General features: G+C 60.9%; 27 protein-coding genes. 17 read left to right on the top strand and 10 right to left on the bottom strand.

Translation table 11 applies throughout. The annotated features are described in order from the left end of the window. Positions 1-489: 489 nt before the first annotated feature. On the bottom strand, positions 490-1,416 hold the full coding sequence (gene epsC, locus ACS5Q8_RS01175; RefSeq protein ID WP_253392577.1) for a serine O-acetyltransferase EpsC: 927 nt from the start codon (positions 1,414-1,416) through the stop codon (positions 490-492). Positions 1,417-1,582: 166 nt separating this feature from the next. Here epsC and ACS5Q8_RS01170 point away from each other — a divergent pair, with 166 nt between their 5' ends. The 16 genes from ACS5Q8_RS01170 to ACS5Q8_RS01095 all read left to right on the top strand — a co-directional run bounded on the left by ACS5Q8_RS01170 (position 1,583) and on the right by ACS5Q8_RS01095 (position 16,329). Further along, positions 1,583-2,578, top strand: coding sequence for a D-cysteine desulfhydrase (locus tag ACS5Q8_RS01170; protein WP_247406665.1), 996 nt, complete (start codon positions 1,583-1,585; stop codon positions 2,576-2,578). A 294-nt stretch (positions 2,579-2,872) separates the two neighbouring features. Beyond that, positions 2,873-3,667, top strand: a complete 795-nt coding sequence (gene tcyJ / locus ACS5Q8_RS01165; RefSeq protein WP_443696066.1) for a cystine ABC transporter substrate-binding protein — start codon at positions 2,873-2,875, stop codon at positions 3,665-3,667. Then, on the top strand, positions 3,667-4,332 hold the full coding sequence (tcyL, locus tag ACS5Q8_RS01160; RefSeq protein WP_465159760.1) for a cystine ABC transporter permease: 666 nt from the start codon (positions 3,667-3,669) through the stop codon (positions 4,330-4,332). The genes tcyJ and tcyL overlap by 1 nt, the downstream gene beginning before the upstream one ends. A 3-nt stretch (positions 4,333-4,335) precedes the next feature. Then, on the top strand, positions 4,336-5,082 hold the full coding sequence (gene tcyN, locus ACS5Q8_RS01155) for an L-cystine ABC transporter ATP-binding protein TcyN (RefSeq protein ID WP_247406662.1): 747 nt from the start codon (positions 4,336-4,338) through the stop codon (positions 5,080-5,082). Between the two features lie 301 nt (positions 5,083-5,383). Continuing rightward, positions 5,384-6,148: a hypothetical protein gene (locus tag ACS5Q8_RS01150; protein WP_465159759.1), complete on the top strand. Its 765-nt coding sequence runs from the start codon at positions 5,384-5,386 to the stop codon at positions 6,146-6,148. Between the two features lie 198 nt (positions 6,149-6,346). Continuing rightward, complete coding sequence (locus ACS5Q8_RS01145) at positions 6,347-7,588, top strand: SfnB family sulfur acquisition oxidoreductase (protein ID WP_276195812.1); 1,242 nt, start codon at positions 6,347-6,349, stop codon at positions 7,586-7,588. Between the two features lie 26 nt (positions 7,589-7,614). After that, complete coding sequence (locus ACS5Q8_RS01140; protein WP_465159758.1) at positions 7,615-8,808, top strand: SfnB family sulfur acquisition oxidoreductase; 1,194 nt, start codon at positions 7,615-7,617, stop codon at positions 8,806-8,808. After that, entirely contained in the window at positions 8,809-10,161 is a 1,353-nt protein-coding gene (locus tag ACS5Q8_RS01135) for an LLM class flavin-dependent oxidoreductase (protein ID WP_276195808.1), read from the top strand. A 144-nt stretch (positions 10,162-10,305) separates the two neighbouring features. Next, positions 10,306-11,115: a MetQ/NlpA family ABC transporter substrate-binding protein gene (locus tag ACS5Q8_RS01130; RefSeq protein WP_247395703.1), complete on the top strand. Its 810-nt coding sequence runs from the start codon at positions 10,306-10,308 to the stop codon at positions 11,113-11,115. 2 nt (positions 11,116-11,117) lie between these two features. After that, positions 11,118-12,233, top strand: a complete 1,116-nt coding sequence (locus ACS5Q8_RS01125) for a methionine ABC transporter ATP-binding protein (protein ID WP_465159757.1) — start codon at positions 11,118-11,120, stop codon at positions 12,231-12,233. Continuing rightward, positions 12,223-12,867: a methionine ABC transporter permease gene (locus tag ACS5Q8_RS01120; protein ID WP_247395707.1), complete on the top strand. Its 645-nt coding sequence runs from the start codon at positions 12,223-12,225 to the stop codon at positions 12,865-12,867. The genes ACS5Q8_RS01125 and ACS5Q8_RS01120 overlap by 11 nt, the downstream gene beginning before the upstream one ends. Positions 12,868-12,906: 39 nt before the next feature. Next, positions 12,907-13,533, top strand: coding sequence for a class I SAM-dependent methyltransferase (locus ACS5Q8_RS01115; RefSeq protein WP_443695540.1), 627 nt, complete (start codon positions 12,907-12,909; stop codon positions 13,531-13,533). Positions 13,534-13,921: 388 nt separating this feature from the next. Next, on the top strand, positions 13,922-14,134 hold the full coding sequence (locus tag ACS5Q8_RS01110) for a hypothetical protein (protein ID WP_276195802.1): 213 nt from the start codon (positions 13,922-13,924) through the stop codon (positions 14,132-14,134). 24 nt (positions 14,135-14,158) lie between these two features. Next, the gene (locus tag ACS5Q8_RS01105) at positions 14,159-14,401 is read left to right on the top strand and encodes a hypothetical protein (RefSeq protein WP_276195801.1); all 243 of its coding nucleotides are present in this window, start codon (positions 14,159-14,161) and stop codon (positions 14,399-14,401) included. A gap of 126 nt (positions 14,402-14,527) precedes the next feature. Beyond that, positions 14,528-15,943 (top strand): PAAR domain-containing protein, encoded by a 1,416-nt coding sequence (locus tag ACS5Q8_RS01100; RefSeq protein ID WP_247395710.1) that lies wholly within the window; start codon positions 14,528-14,530, stop codon positions 15,941-15,943. Then, positions 15,940-16,329 (top strand): hypothetical protein, encoded by a 390-nt coding sequence (locus ACS5Q8_RS01095; protein WP_276195800.1) that lies wholly within the window; start codon positions 15,940-15,942, stop codon positions 16,327-16,329. The genes ACS5Q8_RS01100 and ACS5Q8_RS01095 overlap by 4 nt, the downstream gene beginning before the upstream one ends. 454 nt (positions 16,330-16,783) lie before the next feature. Here ACS5Q8_RS01095 and ACS5Q8_RS01090 read toward each other — a convergent pair whose 3' ends face one another. From ACS5Q8_RS01090 to ACS5Q8_RS01070, 5 genes are all read right to left on the bottom strand, one after another. Next, a complete protein-coding gene (locus tag ACS5Q8_RS01090) occupies positions 16,784-17,566 on the bottom strand; it encodes a MetQ/NlpA family ABC transporter substrate-binding protein (protein ID WP_276195799.1) in 783 nt (260 codons plus the stop codon). 126 nt (positions 17,567-17,692) lie between these two features. After that, positions 17,693-18,619 carry a sigma 54-interacting transcriptional regulator gene (locus ACS5Q8_RS01085; RefSeq protein WP_443695538.1) on the bottom strand — a complete coding sequence of 309 codons (927 nt, stop codon included), beginning with the start codon at positions 18,617-18,619 and terminating at the stop codon, positions 17,693-17,695. Between the two features lie 49 nt (positions 18,620-18,668). Beyond that, positions 18,669-19,250: an alpha/beta hydrolase gene (locus tag ACS5Q8_RS01080; protein WP_276195798.1), complete on the bottom strand. Its 582-nt coding sequence runs from the start codon at positions 19,248-19,250 to the stop codon at positions 18,669-18,671. A gap of 229 nt (positions 19,251-19,479) precedes the next feature. Beyond that, entirely contained in the window at positions 19,480-19,845 is a 366-nt protein-coding gene (locus ACS5Q8_RS01075) for a response regulator (RefSeq protein WP_247395715.1), read from the bottom strand. Between the two features lie 38 nt (positions 19,846-19,883). Next, positions 19,884-20,570 (bottom strand): Crp/Fnr family transcriptional regulator, encoded by a 687-nt coding sequence (locus ACS5Q8_RS01070; protein ID WP_443695535.1) that lies wholly within the window; start codon positions 20,568-20,570, stop codon positions 19,884-19,886. A gap of 83 nt (positions 20,571-20,653) precedes the next feature. Between ACS5Q8_RS01070 and ACS5Q8_RS01065 the strand changes: the two genes are divergently transcribed. Further along, on the top strand, positions 20,654-21,181 hold the full coding sequence (locus ACS5Q8_RS01065) for an Mpo1 family 2-hydroxy fatty acid dioxygenase (RefSeq protein ID WP_276195796.1): 528 nt from the start codon (positions 20,654-20,656) through the stop codon (positions 21,179-21,181). Between the two features lie 124 nt (positions 21,182-21,305). Here ACS5Q8_RS01065 and ACS5Q8_RS01060 read toward each other — a convergent pair whose 3' ends face one another. The 4 genes from ACS5Q8_RS01060 to ACS5Q8_RS01045 form a co-directional block, all read right to left on the bottom strand. After that, positions 21,306-22,286 carry a sulfate/molybdate ABC transporter ATP-binding protein gene (locus ACS5Q8_RS01060; protein ID WP_276195795.1) on the bottom strand — a complete coding sequence of 327 codons (981 nt, stop codon included), beginning with the start codon at positions 22,284-22,286 and terminating at the stop codon, positions 21,306-21,308. 3 nt (positions 22,287-22,289) lie between these two features. Further along, positions 22,290-23,162 carry a sulfate ABC transporter permease subunit CysW gene (gene cysW, locus ACS5Q8_RS01055; protein ID WP_426101793.1) on the bottom strand — a complete coding sequence of 291 codons (873 nt, stop codon included), beginning with the start codon at positions 23,160-23,162 and terminating at the stop codon, positions 22,290-22,292. 13 nt (positions 23,163-23,175) lie between these two features. Continuing rightward, positions 23,176-23,994, bottom strand: a complete 819-nt coding sequence (gene cysT / locus ACS5Q8_RS01050; protein ID WP_443695531.1) for a sulfate ABC transporter permease subunit CysT — start codon at positions 23,992-23,994, stop codon at positions 23,176-23,178. Positions 23,995-24,162: 168 nt separating this feature from the next. Beyond that, positions 24,163-25,173, bottom strand: coding sequence for a sulfate ABC transporter substrate-binding protein (locus ACS5Q8_RS01045; RefSeq protein WP_276195792.1), 1,011 nt, complete (start codon positions 25,171-25,173; stop codon positions 24,163-24,165). Positions 25,174-25,197: the final 24 nt, after the last annotated feature.

Raw genomic sequence — 25,197 nt, 5'->3', positions numbered from 1 at the left:
AATGCTCAAGGATTGGTATGACATTTGGGCGAGGTAAATCATCCAGCGGTTGCAGACTGCAATACGGCTCACATTTGAAATGCAGTCAACCTGTGGGAGGGGCTTGCCCCCGATGGCGGTGGGTCAGCCAGCACAGGCATTGACGGGTCCACCGCTATCGGGAGCAAGCCCCCTCCCACAGGTTTTGTGTGATGTTTAAGGGTGTGCGCTACTTTTGAGTGCCGTCGTCATGCTGATGAACGAACGTTCAAATTGAACATCGATAGGCAGTTTGGAACTAATGCTCAAGGATTGGTATGACATTTGGGCGAGGTAAATCATCCAGCGGTTGCAGACTGCAATACGGCTCACATTTGAAATGCAGTCAACCTGTGGGAGGGGGCTTGCCCCCGATGGCGGTGGGTCAGCCAGCACAAGCATTGACGGGTCCACCGCTATCGGGGGCAAGCCCCCTCCCACAGGGTTTGGTGTGATGTTTAAGGGTGTGCGCTACTTTTGGGTGCCGTCGTCATGCTGCAGATTCGCCTGCGTGATGTTCGCCCCCGCTGGCACGCTGCGGGTCAGCCACACGTTGCCGCCAATGGTCGAGCCCTTGCCGATGGTGATCCGCCCGAGGATCGTCGCCCCGGCATAGATCACCACGTCATCCTCGACAATCGGATGCCGCGGATGGCCTTTCTGCAATTGCCCGTCCTCATCCGCCGGGAAGCGCTTAGCCCCCAACGTCACCGCCTGGTAGATACGCACGCGCTCGCCGATGATCGCGGTTTCGCCAATCACCACACCCGTGCCATGGTCGATAAAGAAACTCGGGCCGATCTGCGCGCCGGGGTGTATGTCGATGCCCGTGGCCGAGTGGGCGATCTCTGCGCTGATGCGCGCCAACAAAGGCAGGCCGGCGCGGTACAGATGGTGGGCCAGGCGATGGTGAATCACCGCCAGAATGCCCGGATAGCACAGCAGCACTTCATCCACACTGCGCGCAGCCGGGTCGCCGTGGTAGGCAGCCAGCACATCGGTGTCCAACAGGCTGCGCAGGGACGGCAAGGCCAGGGCGAAATCCTGGATCAGACGGATGGCGTGGGCGTCGACCGCGCTGTCATCCTGGCCGCCCTGGCGCGCGGCGTAGCGCAGCTCCAGGCGCGCCTGGGCGAGCAAGGCATTCAAGGCGACGTCGAGGGTGTGGCCGACGTAGAAGTCTTCACTTTCTTCACGCAGGTCCACCGGCCCCAGACGCATCGGAAACAGTGCGCCGCACAGCGCTTCAAGGATCTGCCCAACGGCCTCGCGCGAGGGCAACTCGCGACCGCCGTGCTCACCACTCATGCGGCCATTGCGCGTTCGCCACTGGTCCCGCGCGCTGCGCAATTGGCTGACGATGGTGGGTAATTGCCAATGACTGGAACGCTCACTCACGGTATTCACTCCTGACAAAATGGCCATCACTTTACGATAGGCACCCTGGGCGCCCTTAAGAACCAATGGTGCAATGCTAAGAACCATCGAGCATAAGCGATTGGCGGTTGCCCGATGAAAAGTGCCTGCCTATAGTCGCCCCATCACTTAGCCACCGTGCGTAGCCATGATCAAACAACAGCTCGACCGCTTTAACCGTCTGGAACTGCTGGGCGGCGCCACCGCCCTGGAAAAACTTGAGCGGCTGTCGACCTGGCTGGGCAGGGATATCTACGTCAAGCGCGACGACACCACGCCGCTGGCCATGGGCGGCAACAAGCTGCGCAAACTCGAATACCTGGCGGCCGATGCCATCGCCCAGGGCGCCGACACCCTGGTGACCGCCGGCGCCATCCAGTCCAACCACGTGCGCCAGACCGCCGCCCTGGCCGCCAAGCTGGGCCTGGGCTGCGTCGCCCTGCTGGAAAACCCCACCGGCACCGAAGACCCCAACTATCTGGGCAACGGCAACCGTCTGCTGCTAGAGCTGTTCGACGCCAAGGTCGAGTTGGTGGAGAACCTCGACAACGTCGACGACCAGCTCAACGCCATCGCCGATCGCCTGCGCAGCAACGGCAAGAAGCCATATCTGGTGCCCATCGGCGGCTCCAATGCGCTCGGCGCCCTGGGCTATGTGCGGGCCGGGTTGGAACTGGCCGCGCAGATCGAAGACAGCGGGATTGAATTTGCCGCCGTGGTCTTGGCCTCGGGCAGTGCGGGCACCCACAGCGGCCTGGCCCTGGCGTTGAGCGAAGTGCTGCCGCAGTTGCCAGTGATCGGCATCACCGTATCGCGCACTGAAGAAGCGCAGTTCCCAAAAGTGCAGGGCCTGGCCGAACGCACCGCCGCGTTGCTCGGTGTGGACATCCCCGAGGCCTTCAAGGTGATCCTGTGGGACGAATACTTCGGCCCGCGTTATGGCGAACCGAACGCCGGCACCCTTTCAGCGGTCAAGCTATTGGCGAGCCAGGAAGGCTTGCTGCTGGACCCGGTCTACACGGGCAAGGCCATGGCCGGCTTGCTGGACGGTATCGGGCGTCAGCGCTTTGAGGATGGCCCAATCATTTTCCTGCATACCGGCGGCGCGCCGGCGTTGTTTGCTTACAACGCCGTATTTAACTGAATAAACAGGGATCAACATGTGGGAGGGGCGGTGCGACGATTCGACTTGCCCCCGATAGCGGTAGGTCAGTGATACATGCATAAACTGACTCGGCCCTATCGGGGGCAAGCCGCCTCCCACATTGGATTCAGTACATATTCAAAAATAGAATATAAATTTAGATTTATATTATTTTCAAGTCTTAAAAACCGGCTTTATCATCGCGCCGTAGGCGAAGACGCGCTACGCGCTTTAAGGCAGGATACGCCTACCGCGTCACCTGCTTCGCTCAACATAACAACACAGGGGCTCTTCATGACTATTTCTGTATTCCGTCGCACATTGCTGGTCGGCACACTGGGCCTGGCCCTCGGCGCTGGTTGGTTGGGCCAGGCCGTGGCTGGCGAACAGTTGGGCAACATCAAGAAAGCCGGTGAGATCAAGATCGGTCTCGAAGGCACCTACCCACCGTTCAGCTTTGTCGACGAAAGCGGCAAGCTCAGCGGTTTCGAGGTTGAGTTGTCGGAAGCGCTGGCCAAGGAGCTGGGCGTCAAGGTCAAACTGCAAGCCACGCCATGGGACGGTATCCTCGCCGCCCTGGAATCCAAGCGCCTGGATGCCGTCGTCAACCAAGTCACCATCTCCGACGAGCGCAAGAAGAAGTACGACTTCTCCAAGCCTTACACCGTCTCCGGCATCCAGGCCCTGACCCTGGCCAAAAACGTCGACACCATCAAGACCGCCGCCGACCTGGCCGGCAAGAAAGTCGGTGTGGGCCTGGGCACCAACTACGAACAATGGCTCAAGGACAATCAGCCCAAAGCCATCATCAAGACCTATAACGATGACCCCACCAAGTTCCAGGACCTGCGCATCGGCCGCATCGACGCGATTCTGATCGACCGCCTGGCCGCGCTGGAATACGCCAAGAAAGCCAAGGACACCGCCGCTGCCGGCGACGCCTTCTCCCGCCAGGAAGCCGGTATCGCCCTGCGCAAAGGCGAGCCTGAATTGCTCGAGGCAGTGAACAAGGCGCTCGACAAACTGCGCGCCGACGGCACCTTGAAGAAGCTGTCCGAGAAGTACTTCAACGCTGACGTCACTCAATAATGGAAGCAGGTTTCCAACTCGCGCTGGACTCCGCGCCCTTTCTGCTCAAGGGCGCGTATTTCACGGTAATCCTCAGCCTCGGCGGGATGTTTTTCGGCTTGCTGCTGGGCTTCGGCCTGGCCTTGATGCGCCTGTCGCGCCTCATGCTGCTGCGCTGGATCGCTCGCGTCTACGTGTCGTTCTTTCGTGGTACGCCCCTGCTGGTGCAGCTGTTCCTGATCTACTACGGTTTGCCGCAAGTGGGCATCGAGCTGGACCCGATCCCGGCCGCCATGATCGGCTTCTCGCTGAACATGGCCGCCTACGCCTGTGAAATCTTGCGCGCCGCCATCTCGTCCATCGAGCGCGGCCAGTGGGAAGCCGCTGCCAGTATCGGCATGACCCGCGCGCAGACCCTGCGCCGGGCCATCCTGCCGCAAGCGATGCGCACCGCATTGCCGCCGCTGGGCAACAGCTTTATTTCGTTGGTCAAGGACACGGCGCTGGCCGCCACCATCCAGGTGCCCGAGCTGTTCCGCCAGGCGCAACTGGTGTCGGCGCGTACCTTCGAAATCTTCACCATGTATCTGTCCGCTGCCCTGATCTACTGGGTCCTGGCAAGTATCCTGGCGTATTTTCAAAATCGTCTGGAAGACCGGGTCAACCGGCATGACCAGGAGTCTTGAAGCATGATCGTGGTTGAAAAACTGACCAAGCAATTCAACGGCCAGGTGGTGCTCAACGGCATCGACCTGGAGGTCAAGGAAGGCGAAGTCGTCGCCATCATCGGCCCCAGCGGCTCCGGCAAGACCACCTTCCTGCGCTGCCTGAACTTCCTCGAAACCCCCACCAGCGGTCGGATCAAGGTCGGTGACATCGAGATCGACAGCAGCAAGCCGCTCAATCAGCAACAAGGCCTGGTGCGGCGCCTGCGCCAGCACGTGGGTTTTGTGTTCCAGAACTTCAACCTGTTCCCGCACCGCACCGCGCTGGAAAACGTCATCGAAGGCCCGATCGTGGTCAAGAAGATGCCCCGCGAGGCGGCAACCGCCCTGGGCCGCAAGCTGTTGGCCCGGGTCGGCCTGGCCGGTAAGGAGGACGCCTACCCACGGCGCCTCTCCGGCGGCCAGCAACAGCGCGTGGCGATTGCCCGGGCGTTGGCCATGGAGCCGGAAGTGATTCTGTTCGACGAACCCACCTCGGCCCTCGACCCGGAACTGGTGGGCGAAGTGCTGGCGACCATTCGCAGCCTCGCCGAAGAAAACCGCACCATGGTGATCGTCACCCACGAAATGAGTTTTGCCCGGGATGTCGCCAACCGGGTGATCTTCTTCGACAAGGGCGTGATCGTCGAACAAGGTGAGGCCAAGGCGTTGTTCGCCAACCCCAAGGAAGAACGCACGAAGCAGTTCCTGAGCAAGTTTCTCGCGCATTAACGCGGTGCAACGCTAGGGTGGGAGCCCGCTCCCACCCTACAAGAACGCCCGGCCTGCCTAAGTAAAACACCCCCCCGCACTGCCCTTAAAATGCCCCCTCCCGGTCAGACCGTTCTGAATCTTCCCAAACCCGCCGTTTAGCCTTTTGCCGCCATTGACGCCCTCCGGCCAACGCTCTTATCTAGCGCCCAGAGGATTGGATCCTATCCCGGCTTTTCACTGAATCGTTCCTTTCGGCCCCGTCGCGTTCCCGCGCCAAGGGTCCGGAACGATTGCTGCTGGCTGCATCAAGGAGATTACTATGACGCGCACCGCAACCCCGGCCCTGCTCACTGCCCCGACCCTGCCCCAGGCGCTTCGCAATGGCATCAATGCCCTGGCGGCGACACAACTGCAAGTCAACATCGCGCCCTACCCCGGCATGGACGAGGGTGACCTGATCGAGCTGTTCTGGAACAACTGCTTTGCCGACTCACGGCGCGTCACCGCGTGCAAGGTCGGCACCGCCACCCAACTGCGGGTGCCGGAAAGTTTTGTGCAGGACGGCCATGCGCAGGTTCACTACCAGGTCATGCAGATCGGCCACGGCCCCGCGCGCTCAGCCGTGACCACGGTGCGGGTCAAGACCAACTACCCAGGCGGCCAACCGAGCGCGCTGTACCGCGACGAAAACCAGAACCTCGCCCCCGTGGGCCTGCCCGACATGATTCGTCGCTACGGCGTCAACAGCAGCCAGGTGCGGCGCGGCATTCCGCTGACCATCGAACCCTACCTGAACATGACCAGCGGCGACGCCATCACCCTGCGCTGGGGCGATGTGCGCCTGGACCTGCCGAAAATCCAGGCCAAAACCGTCGGCATTACGGTGCAGGTGTGGGTGCCCTCGGCGATCATTATCGAAGCCGGCGACGACAGCCGGCTGGAGGTCACGTACTGCATTCTCGATCGCGTGGGCAATAACTCACGCTGGGCGCCGGCCCGCACATTGCGCATCGCCGCCTATGTGCCAGCGGCGCCGAAGCGCCCGGCCAGCGCCGCGCCGGTCTATCAACCGCGTCGCCCCTGAAACGTGGGTAACGGCCCTTCTATGCATATTCCTAAAAGTTAGTTTATTTATAAATTTAACACGCTTAGGGTATATACACCGGACCACCGGACATTCCTGATTGTTTTGTTTTCATTTCATTGAATGCGAGGTCGGTATGGTCAGAATTACCCCGGTGCAGAACGCCAGGGCATTACGTGCAGCCAAGGAGCGGCGCTGATGTCTAATTTGGCTCTAACACCCCCCCAGCGTGATCTGGACGTAGCCCCCCTGCTGTTGCCGGCCGCTGTGCTGCGCGACGACGCCCAAGCGCTGAGCGCGGCCCACGAGCTGGCCCAGGCCGCGCGCGTGCAGGCCGCCAAGCGCGACCAACTGCGCAAGCTGCCATGGGCGCAGATCGAGCAGTTCACCCGCAGCGGGCTGGGCAGTATTTCCATTCCCCGCGAGTACGGCGGCCCGCAGGTGTCGTTCACCACCCTGGCCGACGTCTTCGCGATCATCAGCGCGGCCGACCCGGCACTCGGGCAGATCCCGCAGAACCATTTCGGCATCCTGCACCTGCTGCAGGGCGCCGCCACCGAACGCCAGAAAAAACAGCTGTTCCAAAGCGTGCTCGACGGCTGGCGCATCGGTAATGGCGGCCCGGAACGCGGCACCAAAAACACCCTGGAGCTCAAGGCGCGGATCAGCGCCGAAGGCGACGGTTACGTGATCAGCGGCGAGAAGTTCTACTCCACCGGGGCACTGTTTGCCCATTGGGTCGCGGTGAAGGCGCTGAACGATGACGGTAAGCAGGTCATGGCGTTTGTGCGCCGTGGCACGCAAGGGCTGCGCATCGTCGATGACTGGTCCGGTTTCGGCCAACGCACCACCGCCAGCGGCACCGTGCTGCTCGACCGGGTGCCGGTGGATGCAGAGCTGGTGGTCGAAAACTGGCGCCTCGGCGAAAGCCCGAATATCCAGGGCGCGGTCTCGCAGTTGATCCAGGCCGCCATCGACGCCGGCATCGCCCGTGGTGCGCTGGATGACGCCATTGCGTTCGTCCGCGAACGCTCACGCCCATGGATCGACGCCAAGGTCGAACGCGCCAGCGATGACCTGTATGTGATCGCCGATATCGGCAAGCTGAAGATCGAACTGCACGCCGCCGAAGCGCTGCTGCGCAAGGCCGGCCAGGTGCTGGACCAGGTCAGCGCCGCGCCGATTACCGCGCAATCCGCCGCACGCGCTTCGATTGCCGTGGCCGAGGCCAAGGTGTTGACCACTGAAGTGTCTCTGCTGGTCAGCGAAAAGCTCTTCGAACTGGCCGGCAGCCGCGCCACCCTCGCCGAATTCAACCTCGACCGCCACTGGCGCAATGCACGGGTCCACACCCTGCACGACCCGGTGCGCTGGAAGTATCACGCAGTGGGCGCTTATCGCCTGAACGGCACGTTGCCGGCTCGCCACTCCTGGATTTAACCGACCAGACCTCTGGAGAAATACGCATGACTCTTTCTCACCACGTCGCGGTTATCACCAGCGACGAACAAGCCCTCATTGTCGCCAGTGACCTGGCCGACGACTTGCGCCGCGACAGCGCCCAACGCGACCGCGAGCGCCGCCTGCCGCTGCCCGAACTGGACGTATTTTCCCGCTCCGGCCTGTGGGGCATCAGTGTGCCGAAAGCCTACGGCGGCGCCGGCGTGTCCAACGTCACCCTGGCCAAGGTCATTGCGCTGATCGCCCAGGCGGATGCCTCGCTGGGCCAGATCCCGCAAAATCATTTCTACGCCCTCGACGTGCTGCGCGTGAACGGCAGCCCCGCGCAGCAACAACGCCTGTACGCCGAAGTACTCGCCGGCCAACGCTTCGGCAATGCCCTGGCGGAACTGGGCACCAAGACCGCCCATGACCGCGTGACCGCTATCACCCGCGACGGCGACGGTTTTCGGATCAGCGGCCGCAAGTTCTACGCCACGGGCGCGATCTACGCCCAGCGCATCCCGACGTCCGTGGTGGATGAACACGGTATCCAGCACCTGGCCTTCGTGCCGCGCGACAGCCCGGGCCTGACGGTGATCGACGACTGGAGCGGCTTCGGCCAGCGCACCACCGGCAGCGGTTCGGTGGTGTTCGACAACGTGTGGGTCGCGGCGCACGACGTGATCCCGTTCCAGAGCGCTTTCGAACGCCCGACCACGGTCGGCCCGCTGGCGCAGATCCTCCACGCCGCCATCGACACCGGCATCGCCCGCGCCGCCTTCGAGGATGCGCTGCACTTTGTGCGCACCAAGACCCGCCCGTGGATCGACTCCGGCCACGACAAAGCCAGCGAAGACCCGCTGACGCTGAAGAGCTTCGGCCACTTGAGCATCCGCCTGCACGCCGCCGAAGCCTTGCTGGAACGCGCGGGTGAGTTTCTCGACCGCGCCCAGGCCGACAGCAACGCCCAGACCGTGGCCGCCGCCTCGATCGCGGTCGCCGAAGTGCGCGCCCTGAGTACCGACATTTCCCTGGCGGCCGGCAGCACCCTGTTCGAACTCGCCGGCAGCCAGGCGACCCTGGCCGAGCATGGCCTCGATCGCCACTGGCGCAACGCCCGCGTGCATACCCTGCACGACCCGGTGCGCTGGAAGTACCACGCCGTCGGCAATTACTACCTCAACGATGAGAAACCGCCACTGCGGGGGACCCTCTGAATGGCGAAGAAAAAAATCCTGCTCAATGCCTTCAACATGAACTGCATCGGGCATATCAATCACGGCTTGTGGACGCACCCACGGGACACGTCCACCCAATACAAAACCCTCGAATATTGGACCGACCTGGCGCAAACCCTGGAGCGCGGGCTGTTCGACGGGTTGTTCATCGCCGATATCGTCGGCGTCTATGACGTGTACCAGCAATCGGTCGACGTGCCGCTCAAAGAGTCGATCCAACTGCCGGTCAACGACCCGTTGCTGCTGCTCTCGGCCATGGCCGCCGTGACCAAAAACCTCGGCTTCGGCCTGACCGCCAACCTGACCTACGAGCCGCCGTATCTGTTCGCCCGGCGCATGTCGACGCTCGACCACCTGAGCCGTGGCCGGGTCGGCTGGAACATCGTCACCGGCTACCTCGACAGCGCCGCCAAGGCCATGGGCCTGACCGAACAGGTCGAACATGACCGGCGCTACGACCAGGCCGACGAATACCTGGAGGTGCTCTACAAACTCTGGGAAGGCAGTTGGGAAGATGACGCCGTGCTCAACGATCCGCAGGCGCGGGTGTATGCGCAGCCGGGCAAGGTCCACAAAGTCGAGCACCACGGTGAGTTCTACCAGGTGGAGGGTTATCACCTGTGCGAGCCGTCGCCGCAACGCACACCGCTGCTGTTCCAGGCCGGCACTTCGGCGCGTGGCTTGGTGTTCGCCGGGCAGCATGCCGAGTGCGTGTTCATCAGCGGGCGGGACAAGGCCAGCACCCAGCTGCAGGTGGACAAGGTGCGCGCCAGCGCCGTGGCGGCCGGGCGCAACCCGGACGACATCAAGGTGTTCATGGGCCTCAACGTCATCGTTGGCGCCACCGAGGAACTGGCCTGGGCCAAGCACGCCGAGTACCTGAGCTACGCCAGCGCGGAAGCCGGCGTGGCGCATTTCTCGGCGTCCACGGCGATCGATTTTTCCCAGTACGAACTGGACGAACCGATCCAGTACGTGAAGAGCAATGCGATCCAGTCGGCCACCCAGCACCTGCAAAACAACGATTGGACCCGGCGCAAATTGCTCGAGCAGCACGCCCTCGGCGGGCGCTACATCACCCTGGTCGGTTCGCCCGAGCAGGTGGCGGACGAGCTGGAATCCTGGGTCGGTGAAACCGGGCTGGATGGTTTTAACCTCACGCGCATCGTCACGCCGGAAAGCTATGTGGACTTCATCGACTTGGTGGTGCCGGAGTTGCAGCGGCGTGGGTCGTACAAAACCGAATATGAGCCGGGGACGCTGCGGGAAAAAGTCTTTCACACCGGCGCCCGCTTACCCGAACAACACACCGGTTCCACCTACCGACACTGATCGAAAAATGTGGGAGGGGGCTTGCCCCCGATAGCGGTGAATCAGCAACGAATCAGGTGACTGAACCACCGCTATCGGGGGCAAGCCCCCTCCCACATTGGATATGCATTGTTGGTCCTAATACCTTATGACTGGAAATCCAATATGAAAAAGACATTCCTCAACAACCCAGTCAAAGCACTGGCCCTGGCCTTCGGGTTGTTCAGCTCGGCGGTATTCGCCGCCGATGCGCCGCTGAAAGTCGGCACCACCGCCGCCTTCGCGATTCCCCTGGAAGCCGCTGTGGCCGAGGCTGGCAAACAAGGTTTGAAAGTCGAGCTGGTGGAGTTCACCGACTGGATCGCGCCCAACGTCAGCCTGGCGGCTGGCGATATCGACGTGAACTACTTCCAGCACATCCCGTTCCTGGAAAACGCCAAGGCCGCCGCCGGGTTTGATCTGGTGCCGTATGCGCCGGGCATCATCAACAACGTCGGGCTGTATTCGAAGAAATTCAAAACCTTCAACGACCTGCCCCAAGGCGCCAGCGTGGCGATTGCCAACGACCCGATCAACAGCGGGCGCGGCCTGCAATTGCTGGCCAAGGCGGGGCTGATCACGCTCAAGCCGGGCGTGGGTTACAAAGCCACCGAAGAAGACATCATCGCCAACCCGAAGAAGCTCAAAATCCTGCAAGTCGAGGCCGTGCAGTTGGTGCGCGCGTATGACGATGCGGACCTGGTGCAGGGTTATCCGGCGTATATCCGCCTGTCCAAGACCTTCGATGCCGAGTCGGCGCTGCTGTTCGACGGCCTCGACCACCCGGAATACGTGATCCAGTTCGTGATCCAGCCGAAAGCCAAAACCGACCCACGGGTGATCAAGTTCGTCGACATCTACCAGCACTCGCCGGTGGTGCGCGCCGCGCTGGATAAATCCCTCGGCAAGCTCTATCAAGTCGGCTGGGAAGGCTGAACATGACGGCCGCCAACGCCCAACAGCGCGACCAGGGCACCGCGCCCAGGACCGCCGAGCAGACTGAACTGCATCCGCACCTTAACCGCGCCCACGTGCGCTTTATCAACCTGGGCAAGACCTACGACGGTAGCGTGCATGCCCTGCAAGGCATCGACCTGGCGATCCAGCGCGGCGAAGTGTTCGGCATCATCGGCCGCAGCGGCGCCGGCAAGTCGTCGCTGATCCGCACCATCAACCGCCTGGAACAGCCCAGCAGCGGGCGCGTGCTGATCGATCAGGTCGACATCGGCGAGTTCGACGAAGACCGCCTGGTGGCGCTACGGCGGCGCATCGGCATGATCTTCCAGCACTTCAACCTGATGTCGGCCAAGACCGTGTGGCAGAACGTCGAGTTGCCGCTCAAAGTTGCCGGCATCCCCAAGTTGCAGCGCGAGCAGAAGGTGCGTGAACTGCTAGAACTGGTGGGCCTCCAGGACAAGCACAAGGCCTACCCGGCGCAACTCTCCGGCGGGCAGAAACAGCGCGTGGGCATTGCCCGTTCGCTGGTCCACGACCCGGAGATTCTGCTGTGCGACGAGGCCACCTCGGCCCTCGACCCGGAGACCACCCAATCGATCCTCGGCCTGCTGCGCGAAATCAACCAGCGCCTAGGCCTGACCATCGTGTTGATCACCCATGAAATGGCGGTGATTCGCGAGATCTGCGACCGCGTGGTGGTGCTCGAACACGGGCGCATCGTCGAGCAAGGCCCGGTGTGGCAGGTGTTTGGCGACCCGCAGCACGCGGTCAGCAAAACCCTGCTGGCGCCGCTGCAACACGGCCTGCCGGAAGAACTGCAAAACCGTTTGCAAGCCACGCCGGCCTCGGCTGACGCAGCGCTGGTCCTGCGTTTGCAGTTCACCGGCAGCGCCACCGATGAGCCCGACCTGGCCGCGCTGTTCGGCGCCCTCGGCGGGCGCGTGCGCCTGCTGCAAGGCGGCGTGGAACGGATTCAGGGGCATGCCCTGGGGCAATTGCTGCTGGCGGTGAACGGCTCGCCGCATGAGGCCGACACACTGCGCAGCCGTGCCGGGAATTGGGCACAACACGTGGAGGTGCTGGGTTATGTGGTTTGATCGTTTAGTGCAGGGCGCCATCGACACGCTGTTGATGGTCGGTGTGTCGTCGCTGATCGCGTTGCTGGTGGGGATTCCGCTGGCGGTGTTCCTGGTCACCAGCGACAAGGGCGGCATCTATCAGGCTCCGGCGCTGAACCGGGCGCTGGGAGCGTTCGTCAATCTGTTCCGCTCGATTCCGTTTCTGATCCTGATGGTGGCGCTCATCCCGTTCACCCGGCTGATCGTCGGCACCACCTACGGCGTGTGGGCGGCGGTGGTGCCGCTGACCATCGCCGCCACGCCATTCTTTGCGCGCATCGCCGAAGTCAGCCTGCGCGAAGTCGACCACGGCTTGATCGAAGCCGCGCAAGCCATGGGCTGTCGGCGCTGGCACATCATCTGGCATGTGCTGCTGCCCGAAGCGCTGCCGGGGATCGTCGGCGGGTTCACCATCACCCTGGTGACCATGATCAACTCCTCGGCGATGGCCGGGGCGATCGGTGCGGGCGGGTTGGGGGATATCGCTTACCGCTACGGCTATCAGCGCTTTGATACGCAGATCATGCTGACGGTGATTGTGCTGTTGGTGGTGCTGGTGGCGGTGATTCAGTTGGGTGGGGATCGGTTGGCGCGGGGGCTGAACAAGCGGTGAGGTATAGTCGGGCCATCTCAGCGCCCGGTATTCCCCGTCATGACTCTCAAGCCCGACGACCTCAACCAGATCACTGCCACCACCCTCGGCCACTACAACAGCGTGGCCGAGGACTTCCGTGAAGGCACCCGCGATCACGATGTGAGCCAGAACATCGAGGCGCTGCTGCGGCATCTCCAGGGCGTGCCACCGTTTACCGTGCTGGACTTCGGCTGCGGGCCGGGGCGGGATTTGCAGACCTTTACGCGCATGGGCCATATCGCCGTGGGGCTCGACGGCTCCGAGCGCTTTGCGCAGATGGCGCGCGAAGACAGCGGCTGCGAGGTGCTGCAGCAGGACTTCTTGAAGCTGGATCTACCCAGCGAACGCTTCGATGGGATCTTTGCCAATGCGGTGCTGTTTCATATCCCCAAGCAGGAACTGCCACGCGTGCTCAAGCAGTTGCAGGGCGCGCTGAAACCGGGCGGGGTGTTGTTCAGCTCCAATCCACGCGGTGACAACCGGGAAGGCTGGAATGGGCCGCGGTATGGTTCCTATCACGACGTGGAGGCGTGGCAATCGTTGCTGACAACCGCCGGTTTTGTGGAACTGGAGCACTACTACCGCCCAGCCGGACTACCTCGCGAGCAACAGCCCTGGTTGGCCAGCGTCTGGCGCAAAACCTGAATAGCCGCCTGACAATACATTCCAAATGTGGGAGGGGGCTTGCCCCCGATAGCGATGGATCAGTTGGAGCACTCTCAGCCAAAACCATCGGCGCCGTGAACTTCGCAGATTGCGCAGAGAATAGACACTAACCATGCAGCTCCAACGTAATTGCCGCCTATACGCGAAATCACTCTCCCTCCTTATAAAAATACCACTACCTACTCAGACTCTTACGACTCTGTTTTCGGAAACGTCTGACTTTACTTTCAACTTCCACATCATCACGTTAGCGGAGTAATAAACACACGCTGACCACTGTCACCGTCTGATAGACACCAGACACATCATTCCAACTGCAGTGACAAAGGAAAGCAGCGCACTAAACCCACGGATCAGGATAATAAAAATGAATGTAGTATCGTCGCCGTTGTACACCAATGAAGTTTCATCAGAGTTCCTAAGCAATTTAGACAAATCAAGATTGGCAGAGAGAACACCGGATACCTGCAACGAACACGTGTTAGCGATAGTCAAGCAGCGGCAGGAGCACATCAAAGCTCATCCGCCTATCGCTATTTACCGCATCGCAGCGCAAGGCAGCCAAACCGGCAACGGCTGAGTCATTCAACACGCAACTTCGCCGATGCAATTCAAGTTGGATAACGGTCAACAAGTACGTGCCGCGCAGAAAGGCGATTACGTCGTGTACGCCGATGGCACTCAGGCACAAATTGTAACGGCCGCCGGAGAAGGTAATAGCCATATTGCGCTGGTGGGTAGCCTGCTCAGTAATGGTGACCAAATCATCAATACACCCCAAAACCATACGTTACTCATAGCGCGTGAGGGTGTGCCGATGGCTGAAGATTTTTTGCCCTCTGTTTGAGTGTTTAACCAGAAGACGTAACACCACCTGATGATTACTTAGCGTACCGCCATTGGATAATTTTTAAACGGACAGCTAACTAACGGCCACACCTTTTTACGCGGCCGTCTCTAATGGAGAAGAACAATGACTGAAGGTTATTTCATTGGCCGGGGTGATAAAACGACCTGCGGCGGGATAGTTCTGGATGGTGATCCGAGAGTTAACATATTCGGCCTGCTTCATGCTCGTGAAGGCGGCGACGTCACGTGTGGAAAAAATGGGCAAACTTATACGATAGTCGGTGGCGTATCGCACATAGTAAGTCATGGCAAGCGTGTGGCCGGCACGCTGGATAGTTTCAGCAGTTGCCCATGCCAAGCGCAGTTGCTCCCCTCCGTGTTCACGGCAACCTACGGCAATGAAGGCGTCGCACCACAAGCGGCCAGGCAAGCCGCTGAACCGGCCCCACCCCCCGTCACCAGCCGCCCGCAAACGCCGCCCCCATCAAGTTTCACGCCTTCAAGCCATCCGGCACCCGTGGCATTCAACAGCGTAGAGGCCCAGGAACCAGGCTTCTATGTGGTGCCAAAAAGCATGACTCGCGAAGCACTGGAGGCCACGCTTTTCTCCACCCGCAACACGGCCGTGATGCGCAAGTTTCAGGCGCTCAACCCTAATCTGAGCGAAGTTAAAGCCGGTTCCATGATCGTGCTGAGCGATCCGAACAACACCTCTTGTACCTACCAGGAAGCGCATCTGATGCAGGCCGCTCAACAGGTCGACGCCTCCCTCGATCCCTTGACGCCAGACGAGGCCGACTTTCTATATCGACACGGCGCAGAAATCGCCGGTTTTATCGGCCATACCTCAACCTGGCTAGGCGTCAGCGCGGTGGTGATGGAAAAGCACCTGGCCAATCTGCGCGACACCCTCCAAGCCATCGAACGTTTGCACCAGGAAACCTATCGCCAGCACGGCCACCTCAAATCGCCACAGTTCTTCGCCGAACGCCAGCGCCTGCTCGCGCAGTTGGATGCTCACCTTCTGAACTCCACTCGTCTGCGCGGCCAGACAACCTTGGGCGATCATCCCAAGTTGAAGACGGCACTCGGAATATCCAGTCGGAGCCTGGTACATCATTGGGACAAGGCCGGTGCGGCGGGGAAGATTCCGGGGTATTCCGCCCATGTAGAGGCGGTCAGTCGTGCAGCCAAATATATGAAGACGGGGGGCTATATCGCCATTGGTATTGGTGGCGTGTCCTCGTTGCTGGCTATTCAGCAGGTGTGTAAAGGCGGTTCTGACGCGGCTTGCGAGAAGATCAAGTTTACTGAAGGAGGAAAGTTCGGATTTTCTACTGCCCTCGGTGTTGCAGGTGGCGCTTTGGCTAGTTCTGCAAGCGGTTCGATCTGCTTAGCAATCGGTGTAGCTACAGGAGGTATCGGAGGCGTCGTCTGCGTCGCTGCCATAGTGGGAACTGGCGCATGGGTAGGTACGACTGTCGGTGGTATGGGTGGAGAATATATAGGTGGGAAAATCTACGAGGCCACACAACCTTGACCAGTATCGATAATTGGAATCCCTGGGTTGCGATCATTTTTATAGGGGTGCCCGGTCTGCTCGCAATTGCCGGTATTGCACACAGTCTGTACCTAAGCCGCTGCCACCTTGATGATATAAAGGAAGCCTTGAAGAACAGCCGTTACATTTATCTTTGGGGGCCAAGCCTGGGGAGACGGGGATTGATCTGGTCTCTCTTGGAAATATCAAAGATTGCCGGAATGGTCGTGTGGTCAAGGGCGTCCATCATTATTGGAGAGGTAAACCCTGCTGACCTTGAACACTTCCCACCTCACCTAAAACGGCATTTAGTCATCAATTTGATGGTAATGGCCACTGGTTTTACCTGGATGATAGTAGTAGCCATTTTGCTGGAGTTTAGATAGCTAAAGCGGGCCTCACCCGAGGCCCGCCATCAGGACGACTCGACTGACTCCCGATAGCGGTAGAACAGGCACAGTAAAAGATGACCGCCGGATTCGCGGGTTCGGCGAGTGGCAGCTATGGTTGTGGGGTCTGTGATTCGAGGGAGTGAACAATGAACAAAGCAAAACCGATTGATCCGCAGAAGCTGGTGAAGTGGCTGGTGGCGTTGCGAAGGGCGATCAACACCCGAGCGCTATGAAACCCTGAAAAATCCACTGTGAGATGAAAATCAAATGTGGGAGGGGGCTTGCCCCCGATGGCGGTATGACAGTCACCGATGCATTGACTGAACCCCTGCTATCGGGGGCAAGCCCCCTCCCACCGTTTTGAGCGTATTCCAAATTCCAACCCTAAAAAAACGCCGACGCTGTGTGAGCCGTCGGCGTTTAAACCTTGAAGGGTTTTACTGCTCGATCAGAACGCCGGCACGACCGCGCCGTTGTATTTCTTCTCGATGAAGGCTTTGACTTCCGGGCTGGTCAGGGCCTTGGCCAGTTTCTGGATAGCAACGCTGTCCTTGTTGTCCGGGCGCGCCACCAGGAAGTTCACATACGGCGACTTGGCGTCTTCGATGATCAACGCGTCCTTGGCCGGGTTGAGGCCGGCTTCCAGGGCGTAGTTGGTGTTGATCAGATCCAGGTCAACCTGGTCCAGCACGCGTGGCAGCAGGGCCGATTCCAGCTCTTTGAACTTCAGGTGTTTCGGATTGCTGGCGATGTCTTTTGGCGTAGCCAGCGCGTTGGTCGGGTCTTTCAGGGTGATCACACCGGCCTTCTGCAGCAGCAACAGGGCACGGCCGCTGTTTGAGCCTTCGTTCGGAATGGCCACGGTGGCGCCATCTTTGAGCTCAGAGATGTTTTTGATCTTTTTCGAGTAACCGCCGAAGGGTTCAACGTGTACACCCACCACGGTGACCAGGTTGGTGCCCTTGCCCTTGTTGAAGTTTTCCAGGTACGGCAGGGTCTGGAAGTAGTTAGCGTCCAGGCGCTTCTCGGCCACCTGCACGTTGGGCTGTACGTAGTCGGTGAAGACTTTGATTTCCAGATCCACGCCTTCTTTGGCGAGGGTCGGCTTGACCAGTTCGAGGATCTCGGCGTGCGGGATCGGGGTGGCGGCCACCACCAGTTTTTCGTTGGCCTGGGCGAAGCCTGCAGTCAGGGCAGCCGCCAATGCGGTAAACAACAGAACCTTTTTCATGCAGTGTCCTTATCGACATTCCGGGGCGTCTCTGACGACCGTATGGGTGTGGAGTGCCAGCGAAGTGCTATCGCGGCGTGAGAGCGACAATACCTAGATTTTTTATTCCCGAACAATATCTTTTATTCACGTTGATATTCCATTTTGTTCATGTAGGAATTTGCGCAAGGTTGCCTGCTCGGCCGCACTGGCGCTTTCGAATATCCGCTGCACCTGCTCCAGCGGCGAGCCGGCGGTCGGCAGGTTCAAATGCTCCGGCAAAATCTCGTCGCCACTGCTGACCAGCAAGGCAAAGTGGATGACGTTCTCCAGCTCGCGGGTATTGCCCGGCCAGCTATGGTGTTCCAGCACACGCTGGGCCGCGTCACTGATCAGCGGCACTGGCAGGTCCAGGCGCTGGCTGTAGATGCCGAGGAAGTATTCGGCCAGGGACAGGATGTCGCCGACCCGCTCGCGCAAGGCCGGCAGGTCCAGTCGGCCTTCGCTGAGGTAATGGAACAGGCGCTCATGGAACTTGCCTACGGCCACGGCCTGGGCCAGGTCAATGCTGGTCGCCGCTACCAGGCGCACGTCCACCGGGCTCGGCTGATGGGCGCCGACGCGGGTGACTTCGTGGTTTTCCAGGGCGGCGAGCAATTTGACCTGGATCGGCAGCGGCAAGTCGCCGATTTCATCCAGGTACAAGGTGCCGCCATTGGCCGAGCCAAACCAGCCGGCCCGACTGCTCGCCGCGCCACTGTGGGCGCCGGCGGCGTAGCCGAACAGCTCGGCATCGGCATACGTCGGGCTGATCGCGCCGCAATTGACCGAGACAAACAGCCCGGGGCGATCACTGCCCCGGTGAATATGCCGCGCGAGCAACTCTTTACCGCTGCCGGTCTCGCCGCGAATCAACACCGGCAAGGCGCGAGGCGCGAGGTTTTCCAGTGCTTCGCGCAGTTGCCGCGAACGTGGGTCGACGAATACCAGCGCCTTGGCGCGGATGCTCAGCGGGCTTTTTTCGGCGTCGGGGAAGGTCAGCAGCGGCTGACCGAAGGTTTCATGCAGACTCATGGCAGGCTCCCGCCCCCAATCCGCTCAGGGACGGGGCGTTGAAAAATGTTCAGGCCGTGCGCCGGGCGTGATGCTCCAGGCGGCTTTGCAGGCGATAGAGATACGCGAAACCCTGCTCCCAGCGCTGGTGGCCGGACTTCACATTGATATGCCCGGCGCCGGACAAAATGCCCGCTTCGGCGCCCCAATTGCGCGCCAGCTCCAGGGCCCTGGGGGCGCTGACGGCACTGTCGTTGTCGGAACTGACCACCTGGCTGGGAAACGGCAGCAGGTCGCGCGGAATCGGCGCAAAGTTGCGCAAGGCGGGGGCACAGGTCGGGCGTTCGACATCCGCCGGCGCCACCAGCAACGCCCCACGTACCTGCCGCAAAAACTGCAGCGGTGCAGTGGCGGCCCAATGGGCCACGGTGATGCAGCCCAGGCTATGGGCGATCAGAATCACCGGGGTGCTGTCGGCGGCAATCGCCTCGGCCAGCGCGGCCACCCAGTCTTCGCGACGCGGCGTCAGCCAATCGGCCTGTTCCACCCGCGCACTGTTGGGCAGGCTGTTCTGCCAATGAGTTTGCCAATGATCTTCTGGCGATCCTTGCCAGCCCGGCACGATCAGGTAACGAATCGATTCGCTGTGCATGGGTGTGCCCTCCTGCAGCGTTTAACGTTGCTGAACAGTATAGGGACGGGGTTTATATTCGTTAAGGAATAAGAAGCTATTTATTAATAACTAAAAAATCAAACTATGAGAGGGGCGGTGTATCAGCTAGCGCATTCATCAACTGATCCACCGTCATCGGGGGAAAGTCCCCTCCCATATTTAACAGCCGGGCTTGCCCGCGATCGCGAGAGCCCAGGCCACACATCTGTCAGCGCCCGCGATCACGACGCAGTAGCTTTTTCACCCGCATGACCAGCGCCTTGTCTTCAAACGGCTTGAGCAAATAATCATCCTCATGCAATTCCAAGTCGCGCAGACGGTCTTCGATCCCACCCGGACTGGTCAGAAACAATACCGGCGTCTCGCCCTTGTGCCGAATCGCCTGCTGCAACTTCCAGGCATTCTGCCCGGGCAGCATCACATCCAGAATCACCAGGTCGTACTCGGTGCCTTCGACAAGCCGCTGCGCCACCATCCCGTTGGCCGCGACTTCCACCGAATAACCGGCTTCGTTCAAGCCCTGGGCCATCCGCTGTGCCTCTTCGGATTCATGTTCCACTAACAGCACGTGCATAACACACCTCGATTGGTCAGGCTTGCAGGCTAACACCCTCAGGCATGCGCCGCCTCACGCAGGCGCTGTGCATCGAGGATTTCGATCTCGCCATAACCCAGGCGCACGATGCCCTGGGCTTGCAGGTCCTTGAGCAAGGCGTTGGTGGTCTGGCGCGACAGGCTCAACATCGCCGCCAGGTCTTCCTGGGGCAACTGCAGCCGACGTTTTGAGTGCTCGATGTCGCCGTACCCCTCAATGATCATCAACAAGCGATGGGCCAGCCGCACCGAGGCCGGCATCAGGCTGAGCTGTTCGAGGCCGATAAAACTCAGGCGCAACTTTTGGCTCATCAACAACGCCAAGTCGCGCCAGTACTGCGGGGTTTCATCGAGAATATTCAGCAATGCCTGCTGGGGCACCTGCAACACCGTACAGGGTCCGACCGCGCAGGCGTCGTGGGTGCGTGGCAGGCCGTCGAACAGGCAGATTTCGCCGAACCAGTAGGGCAACTCCACCAGGCTCAGCACCGCCTCCTTGCCCTGCTCGCTTACCGCGCTGATACGCAGGGTGCCGTCGAGCACCGCATACAAGCCGCAGGGCGGGTCACCACGCTTGAACAGGTATTGCCCCGCCGTCAGCTGCCGCAGCCGGGCGTGGGCCAGCAAACTCTGCTGAAAAGCGGCGGGCAGGTGGCGGAACCAGTGCCCGGTAGCCAGCCGGGGTCGCCATTGCTCTGCGTTCATGAGAACTCCGAAGATTGTCGCCCAGCTGACAGTTAGGCGAAGGCTGACAAGGCATGATCAAACATCCTACAGGAGGAATAACAATGAAAAGCCTCGTCGACCACCTCGGTCAATACGCCGCCTACCACCGCGACCCGCGCAATATCGCCAGCCACTTTATCGGCATCCCGCTGATCGTGCTCGCCGTCGCCGGGTTGCTTTCACGCCCGGAGTGGCCGCTGGCCGGGTTCTGGCTGTCGCCGGCGCTGATCGTCGCGTTGCTTGCCGCGTGGTTCTACCTGCGCCTGGAACTCGCGCTGGGCGTGCTGATGAGCGTGCTGATGGGCTTGTCGGTATGGGCCGGGCACGTGCTGGCGGCGCAAAGCACGACGGTCTGGCTCAGCGGCGGTGTCGGTATGTTCGTGGTGGGTTGGGTGATTCAGTTTGTCGGGCATTACTACGAAGGCAAGAAGCCAGCGTTTGTGGATGACGTGTCGGGGCTGATCGTCGGGCCGTTGTTCGTGGTGGCGGAGTTGGCGTTTTTGCTGGGGTTGCGGCATGAGCTCAAAGAGCAGATTGAACACCGCTCCGGGCCAGTCGCTCGCCGCGATCTAAAGCCGAGAGAAGCCTAAATGTGGGAGGGGGCTTGCCCCCGATAGCGGTGGATCAGTCACTAAAGATGTTGACTGATCCACTGCAATCGGGGGCAAGTCGAATCGTCGCACCGCCCCTCCCACATTGGGTTTGTGGCGGGGTTTAGGCTTTTTGCCAGACCTTGGGCTTGAAGAACAGGGTTTCACCACGGGTCAGGCCAGTCAGGCTGTCGTGGTCTTTCACCACTTCGGCCTCGATCAGCTCGCTCTGGCCTTCGACTTTCAAGGTCACCCGCGTGGTCGCCCCCAGCGGCCGGATATCGCGCACTTCGGCCGCATGGTGGTCTTCCAGTTCATGACGTGACAGCGACACTTCATGGGGGCGGAACAGCACGTGCTGGTCTTCACCTAGGTGCAGGCGGTTGGAGTCGCCGAGGAAGTGGTAGACGAAATCGCTGGCCGGGTTTTCGTAGACGTCGCCCGGTGAGCCGATCTGCTCGATCACGCCCTTGTTCATCACCACGATACGGTCGGCAACTTCCATCGCCTCTTCCTGGTCGTGGGTCACGAACACCGAGGTCAGGTTGATGTCTTCGTGCAGGCGCGCCAGCCAGCGGCGCAGCTCTTTGCGCACCTTGGCGTCGAGGGCGCCGAACGGTTCGTCGAGCAGCAGTACTTTGGGCTCCACCGCCAGGGCGCGAGCCAGGGCGATACGCTGGCGTTGGCCGCCGGAGAGTTGTTCCGGGTAGCGGTCCGACAGCCAGTCCAACTGCACCATGTTCAACAATTCGTGGACTTTGACCGCGATCTGGCTTTCGCTCGGGCGCTGGTTTTTCGGCTTCATGCGCAGGCCGAAGGCGACGTTGTCGAACACGGTCATGTGGCGGAACAGCGCGTAGTGCTGGAACACAAAACCGACGTTGCGATCACGCACGTCGTGGCCGGAGACGTCTTCACCGTGGAACACGATGCTGCCTTCGTCCGGGGTTTCCAGGCCGGCAATGATGCGCAGCAAGGTGGTCTTGCCGCAGCCGGACGGGCCGAGCAACGCCACCAGCTCGCCACTCTGGATGTCCAGATTGATGCTGTTCAGGGCCTTGAAGGCGTTGAAATTCTTGCTGACATTACGGACTTCAATGGACATGGATTATTCCTCACCGCTTGCTGCGCGCAGGCGGTTGATACGGTTCTCGCTCCACTGCTTGAGCAGCAGGATGAAGAGCGCCAGGATCAGCAACAGGCTCGCTACCGCAAACGCGGCAACGTGGTTGTATTCGTTGTAGAGAATCTCGACGTGCAGCGGCAAGGTGTTGGTCACGCCGCGAATGTGGCCGGACACCACCGACACCGCGCCGAACTCACCCATGGCCCGCGCGGTACACAGCACCACGCCGTAGATCAGGCCCCATTTGATATTCGGCACGGTGACGTGCCAGAACATCTGCCAGCCATTGGCGCCGAGCAGCCGCGCGGCTTCTTCTTCCTGGGTGCCTTGTTCCTGCATCAGCGGGATCAGCTCCCGGGCCACGAACGGCACGGTGACGAAGATGGTCGCCAGCACGATGCCGGGCAAGGCGAACACGATCTGGATGTCGTGGTCTTGCAGCCACGGGCCAAAGAAGCCCTGGGCGCCGAACATCAGTACATAGACCAGACCTGCGATCACCGGCGACACCGAGAACGGCAGGTCGATCAACGTCACCAGGATGCTCTTGCCACGGAACGAGTACTTGCTCACGCACCACGCGGCGCTGACGCCGAACACCACGTTGAGCGGCACCGAGATCACCACGGCGACCAGCGTGAGCTTGAGCGCCGACAGCGCGTCGGGCTCAAGAATCGCGGTGAAGAACGCGCCGAGGCCATTCTTCAAGCCCTGGGACACCACGATAAACAGCGGTAGCAGCAGGAACAGGAAGAACACCAGCCAGCCCAGGCTGATCAGGATGCGCCGCGACAGCGCACTGCCACGCCGGGCGGCGTTGGCCGAGGACGCGGCGGAGATAGACGATTGGGACATGTTCCGCGCCTCCTTATGGACGTTCGATGCGCCGCTGCAGCAAATTGATCAGCAGCAGCAACACGAAGGAAACCACCAGCATCAGCACACCGATGGAGGTGGCGCCGTGGTAGTCGTACTGGTCGAGCTTGACCATGATCAGCAGCGGCAGGATCTCGGTCTTCATCGGCATGTTGCCGGCGATGAAAATCACCGAGCCGTACTCACCGACGCCACGCGCAAACGCCAGGGCGAAGCCGGTCAGCCAGGCCGGCAGCAACGCGGGCACGAGGATGTAGCGGAACACCTGCAACGGCTTGGCGCCCAGGCAGGCGGCGGCTTCTTCGATTTCCCGGGGGATATCGGCGAGGACCGGCTGCACCGTGCGCACCACGAACGGCAACGTGACGAAGGTCAGCGCCAGGGTGATGCCCAAGGGGCTGTAGGCGATCTTGAAACCCAGGTCGGCGGCGAACTGGCCGACCAGGCCGGTCGGCGTGTACAGCGCGGTCAGCGCGATACCGGCGACGGCGGTGGGCAGGGCGAACGGCAGGTCGATCATCGCATCGATGATCTTGCGCCCGGGGAAGGTGTAGCGCACCAGCACCCAGGCCAGCAGCGTACCGATCACGCCATTGATCAGCGCGGCGTACAGCGCGGTGCTGAAGCTCAATTTCAATGCCGCCAGCACACGCGGTGCGGTGATGATGTTCCAGAACTGATCCCAGGTAAGTTGAGCGGCGTGTACGAACATCGCCGCGAGCGGGATGAGTACGATCAGGCTGAGGTACACCACGGTGTAGCCCAGCGTCAGCCCGAAGCCGGGTATGACGGGGGAAATACGACGCGACATAAGAGTCCTTGGTTAGCAGGTCTGACACACAAAACCCGCAGGTGAATGCGTGCTCTGTAGGAGCGGGCTTGCCCGCGAAAAACGTCAACGATAACGCGCACATTCTGGGTGCACGCGGTGCCTGGACCTTCTTCGCGAACAAGCTCGCTCCTACAGAGGGCGGTGTTTTTACTGCGCCGTGTAGATCTGGTCGAACACGCCACCGTCATTGAAGAATTTCGGCTGCGCAGTTTTCCAGCCGCCGAAGTCTTTGTCGATAGTCACCAGGTCCAGTTTCGGGAACTGCTGGGCGTATTGGGCGGCGATTTTCTCATCGCGTGGGCGGTAGAAGTTCTTCGCCGCAATCTCCTGGCCCGCCGGGCTGTAAAGGTGCTTGAGGTATTCGGTGGCGATCTCGGTGTTGCCCTTTTTCTCGGCGTTTTTGTCGACCACGGCCACCGGCGGTTCGGCGAGGATCGACAAGGACGGCACGACGATGTCGAACTTGCCGGCGCCGCCGTCTTCTTTCAACGCCAGAAACGCCTCGTTTTCCCAGGCCAGCAGCACGTCACCCTGACCGTTGTTGACGAAGGTGATGGTCGAACCGCGCGCGCCCGTGTCGAGGACCGGTACGTGCTTGAACAGCGCTTGCACGTATTCCTGGGCCTTGGCTTCACTGCCCCCGGCTTTGAGGCCGTAGGCCCAGGCGGCGAGGAAGTTCCAGCGCGCACCGCCGGAGGTTTTCGGGTTCGGGGTGATGACCGACACGTCTTTCTTGATCAGGTCGCCCCAGTCCTTGATGCCTTTTGGGTTGCCCTTGCGCACCAGGAACACGATGGTCGAGGTGTACGGGGTGCTCGCGTCCGGCAGACGGGTCTGCCAGTTTTGCGGCAGGGTCTTGCCCAACTTGGCGATTTCGTCGATGTCACCGGCCAGCGCCAGGGTCACCACATCGGCGCGCAGGCCGTCGATCACCGCACGGCCTTGCTTGCCCGAGCCACCGTGGGATTGCTGGATCTTGACGGTGTCGCCGGGGTGGGACTGTTTCCAGAAATGGGTGAACTCAGCGTTGTAGTCCTGGTACAGCTCACGGGTCGGGTCATACGAGACATTGAGCAACTCGTAGTCCTTGGCCACGGCAGAGCCAGCAAACACGGCGCTGGCCAACGCAGCCAGGGCGTAACGGCGAATCGACGACATAGAAAGCTCCTGAAATTCTGGGGT

This window comes from Pseudomonas sp. PAMC25584, from assembly GCF_058135675.1.
The sequence above is the reverse complement of the archived record's forward strand: the minus strand, read 5'-3'. Positions and strand labels throughout refer to the sequence as shown.

What these genes read in the sequence shown, in the direction of transcription:
- ACS5Q8_RS01170 (WP_247406665.1), top strand. Translation starts at nt 1,583, where the DNA reads ATGATCAAACAACAGCTCGACCGCTTTAACCGTCTGGAACTGCTGGGC.
- ACS5Q8_RS01140 (WP_465159758.1), top strand. Translation starts at nt 7,615, where the DNA reads ATGACTCTTTCTCACCACGTCGCGGTTATCACCAGCGACGAACAAGCC.
- ACS5Q8_RS01130 (WP_247395703.1), top strand. Translation starts at nt 10,306, where the DNA reads ATGAAAAAGACATTCCTCAACAACCCAGTCAAAGCACTGGCCCTGGCC.
- tcyL (WP_465159760.1), top strand. Translation starts at nt 3,667, where the DNA reads ATGGAAGCAGGTTTCCAACTCGCGCTGGACTCCGCGCCCTTTCTGCTC.
- tcyN (WP_247406662.1), top strand. Translation starts at nt 4,336, where the DNA reads ATGATCGTGGTTGAAAAACTGACCAAGCAATTCAACGGCCAGGTGGTG.
- ACS5Q8_RS01100 (WP_247395710.1), top strand. Translation starts at nt 14,528, where the DNA reads ATGACTGAAGGTTATTTCATTGGCCGGGGTGATAAAACGACCTGCGGC.
- ACS5Q8_RS01045 (WP_276195792.1), bottom strand. Translation starts at nt 25,173, where the DNA reads ATGTCGTCGATTCGCCGTTACGCCCTGGCTGCGTTGGCCAGCGCCGTG.
- ACS5Q8_RS01090 (WP_276195799.1), bottom strand. Translation starts at nt 17,566, where the DNA reads ATGAAAAAGGTTCTGTTGTTTACCGCATTGGCGGCTGCCCTGACTGCA.
- ACS5Q8_RS01135 (WP_276195808.1), top strand. Translation starts at nt 8,809, where the DNA reads ATGGCGAAGAAAAAAATCCTGCTCAATGCCTTCAACATGAACTGCATC.
- ACS5Q8_RS01150 (WP_465159759.1), top strand. Translation starts at nt 5,384, where the DNA reads ATGACGCGCACCGCAACCCCGGCCCTGCTCACTGCCCCGACCCTGCCC.
- ACS5Q8_RS01060 (WP_276195795.1), bottom strand. Translation starts at nt 22,286, where the DNA reads ATGTCCATTGAAGTCCGTAATGTCAGCAAGAATTTCAACGCCTTCAAG.
- tcyJ (WP_443696066.1), top strand. Translation starts at nt 2,873, where the DNA reads ATGACTATTTCTGTATTCCGTCGCACATTGCTGGTCGGCACACTGGGC.
- ACS5Q8_RS01065 (WP_276195796.1), top strand. Translation starts at nt 20,654, where the DNA reads ATGAAAAGCCTCGTCGACCACCTCGGTCAATACGCCGCCTACCACCGC.
- ACS5Q8_RS01115 (WP_443695540.1), top strand. Translation starts at nt 12,907, where the DNA reads ATGACTCTCAAGCCCGACGACCTCAACCAGATCACTGCCACCACCCTC.
- ACS5Q8_RS01085 (WP_443695538.1), bottom strand. Translation starts at nt 18,619, where the DNA reads ATGAGTCTGCATGAAACCTTCGGTCAGCCGCTGCTGACCTTCCCCGAC.
- ACS5Q8_RS01125 (WP_465159757.1), top strand. Translation starts at nt 11,118, where the DNA reads ATGACGGCCGCCAACGCCCAACAGCGCGACCAGGGCACCGCGCCCAGG.
- ACS5Q8_RS01105 (WP_276195801.1), top strand. Translation starts at nt 14,159, where the DNA reads ATGCAATTCAAGTTGGATAACGGTCAACAAGTACGTGCCGCGCAGAAA.
- ACS5Q8_RS01075 (WP_247395715.1), bottom strand. Translation starts at nt 19,845, where the DNA reads ATGCACGTGCTGTTAGTGGAACATGAATCCGAAGAGGCACAGCGGATG.
- ACS5Q8_RS01080 (WP_276195798.1), bottom strand. Translation starts at nt 19,250, where the DNA reads ATGCACAGCGAATCGATTCGTTACCTGATCGTGCCGGGCTGGCAAGGA.
- ACS5Q8_RS01070 (WP_443695535.1), bottom strand. Translation starts at nt 20,570, where the DNA reads ATGAACGCAGAGCAATGGCGACCCCGGCTGGCTACCGGGCACTGGTTC.
- cysT (WP_443695531.1), bottom strand. Translation starts at nt 23,994, where the DNA reads ATGTCGCGTCGTATTTCCCCCGTCATACCCGGCTTCGGGCTGACGCTG.
- ACS5Q8_RS01110 (WP_276195802.1), top strand. Translation starts at nt 13,922, where the DNA reads ATGAATGTAGTATCGTCGCCGTTGTACACCAATGAAGTTTCATCAGAG.
- ACS5Q8_RS01145 (WP_276195812.1), top strand. Translation starts at nt 6,347, where the DNA reads ATGTCTAATTTGGCTCTAACACCCCCCCAGCGTGATCTGGACGTAGCC.
- ACS5Q8_RS01120 (WP_247395707.1), top strand. Translation starts at nt 12,223, where the DNA reads ATGTGGTTTGATCGTTTAGTGCAGGGCGCCATCGACACGCTGTTGATG.
- cysW (WP_426101793.1), bottom strand. Translation starts at nt 23,162, where the DNA reads ATGTCCCAATCGTCTATCTCCGCCGCGTCCTCGGCCAACGCCGCCCGG.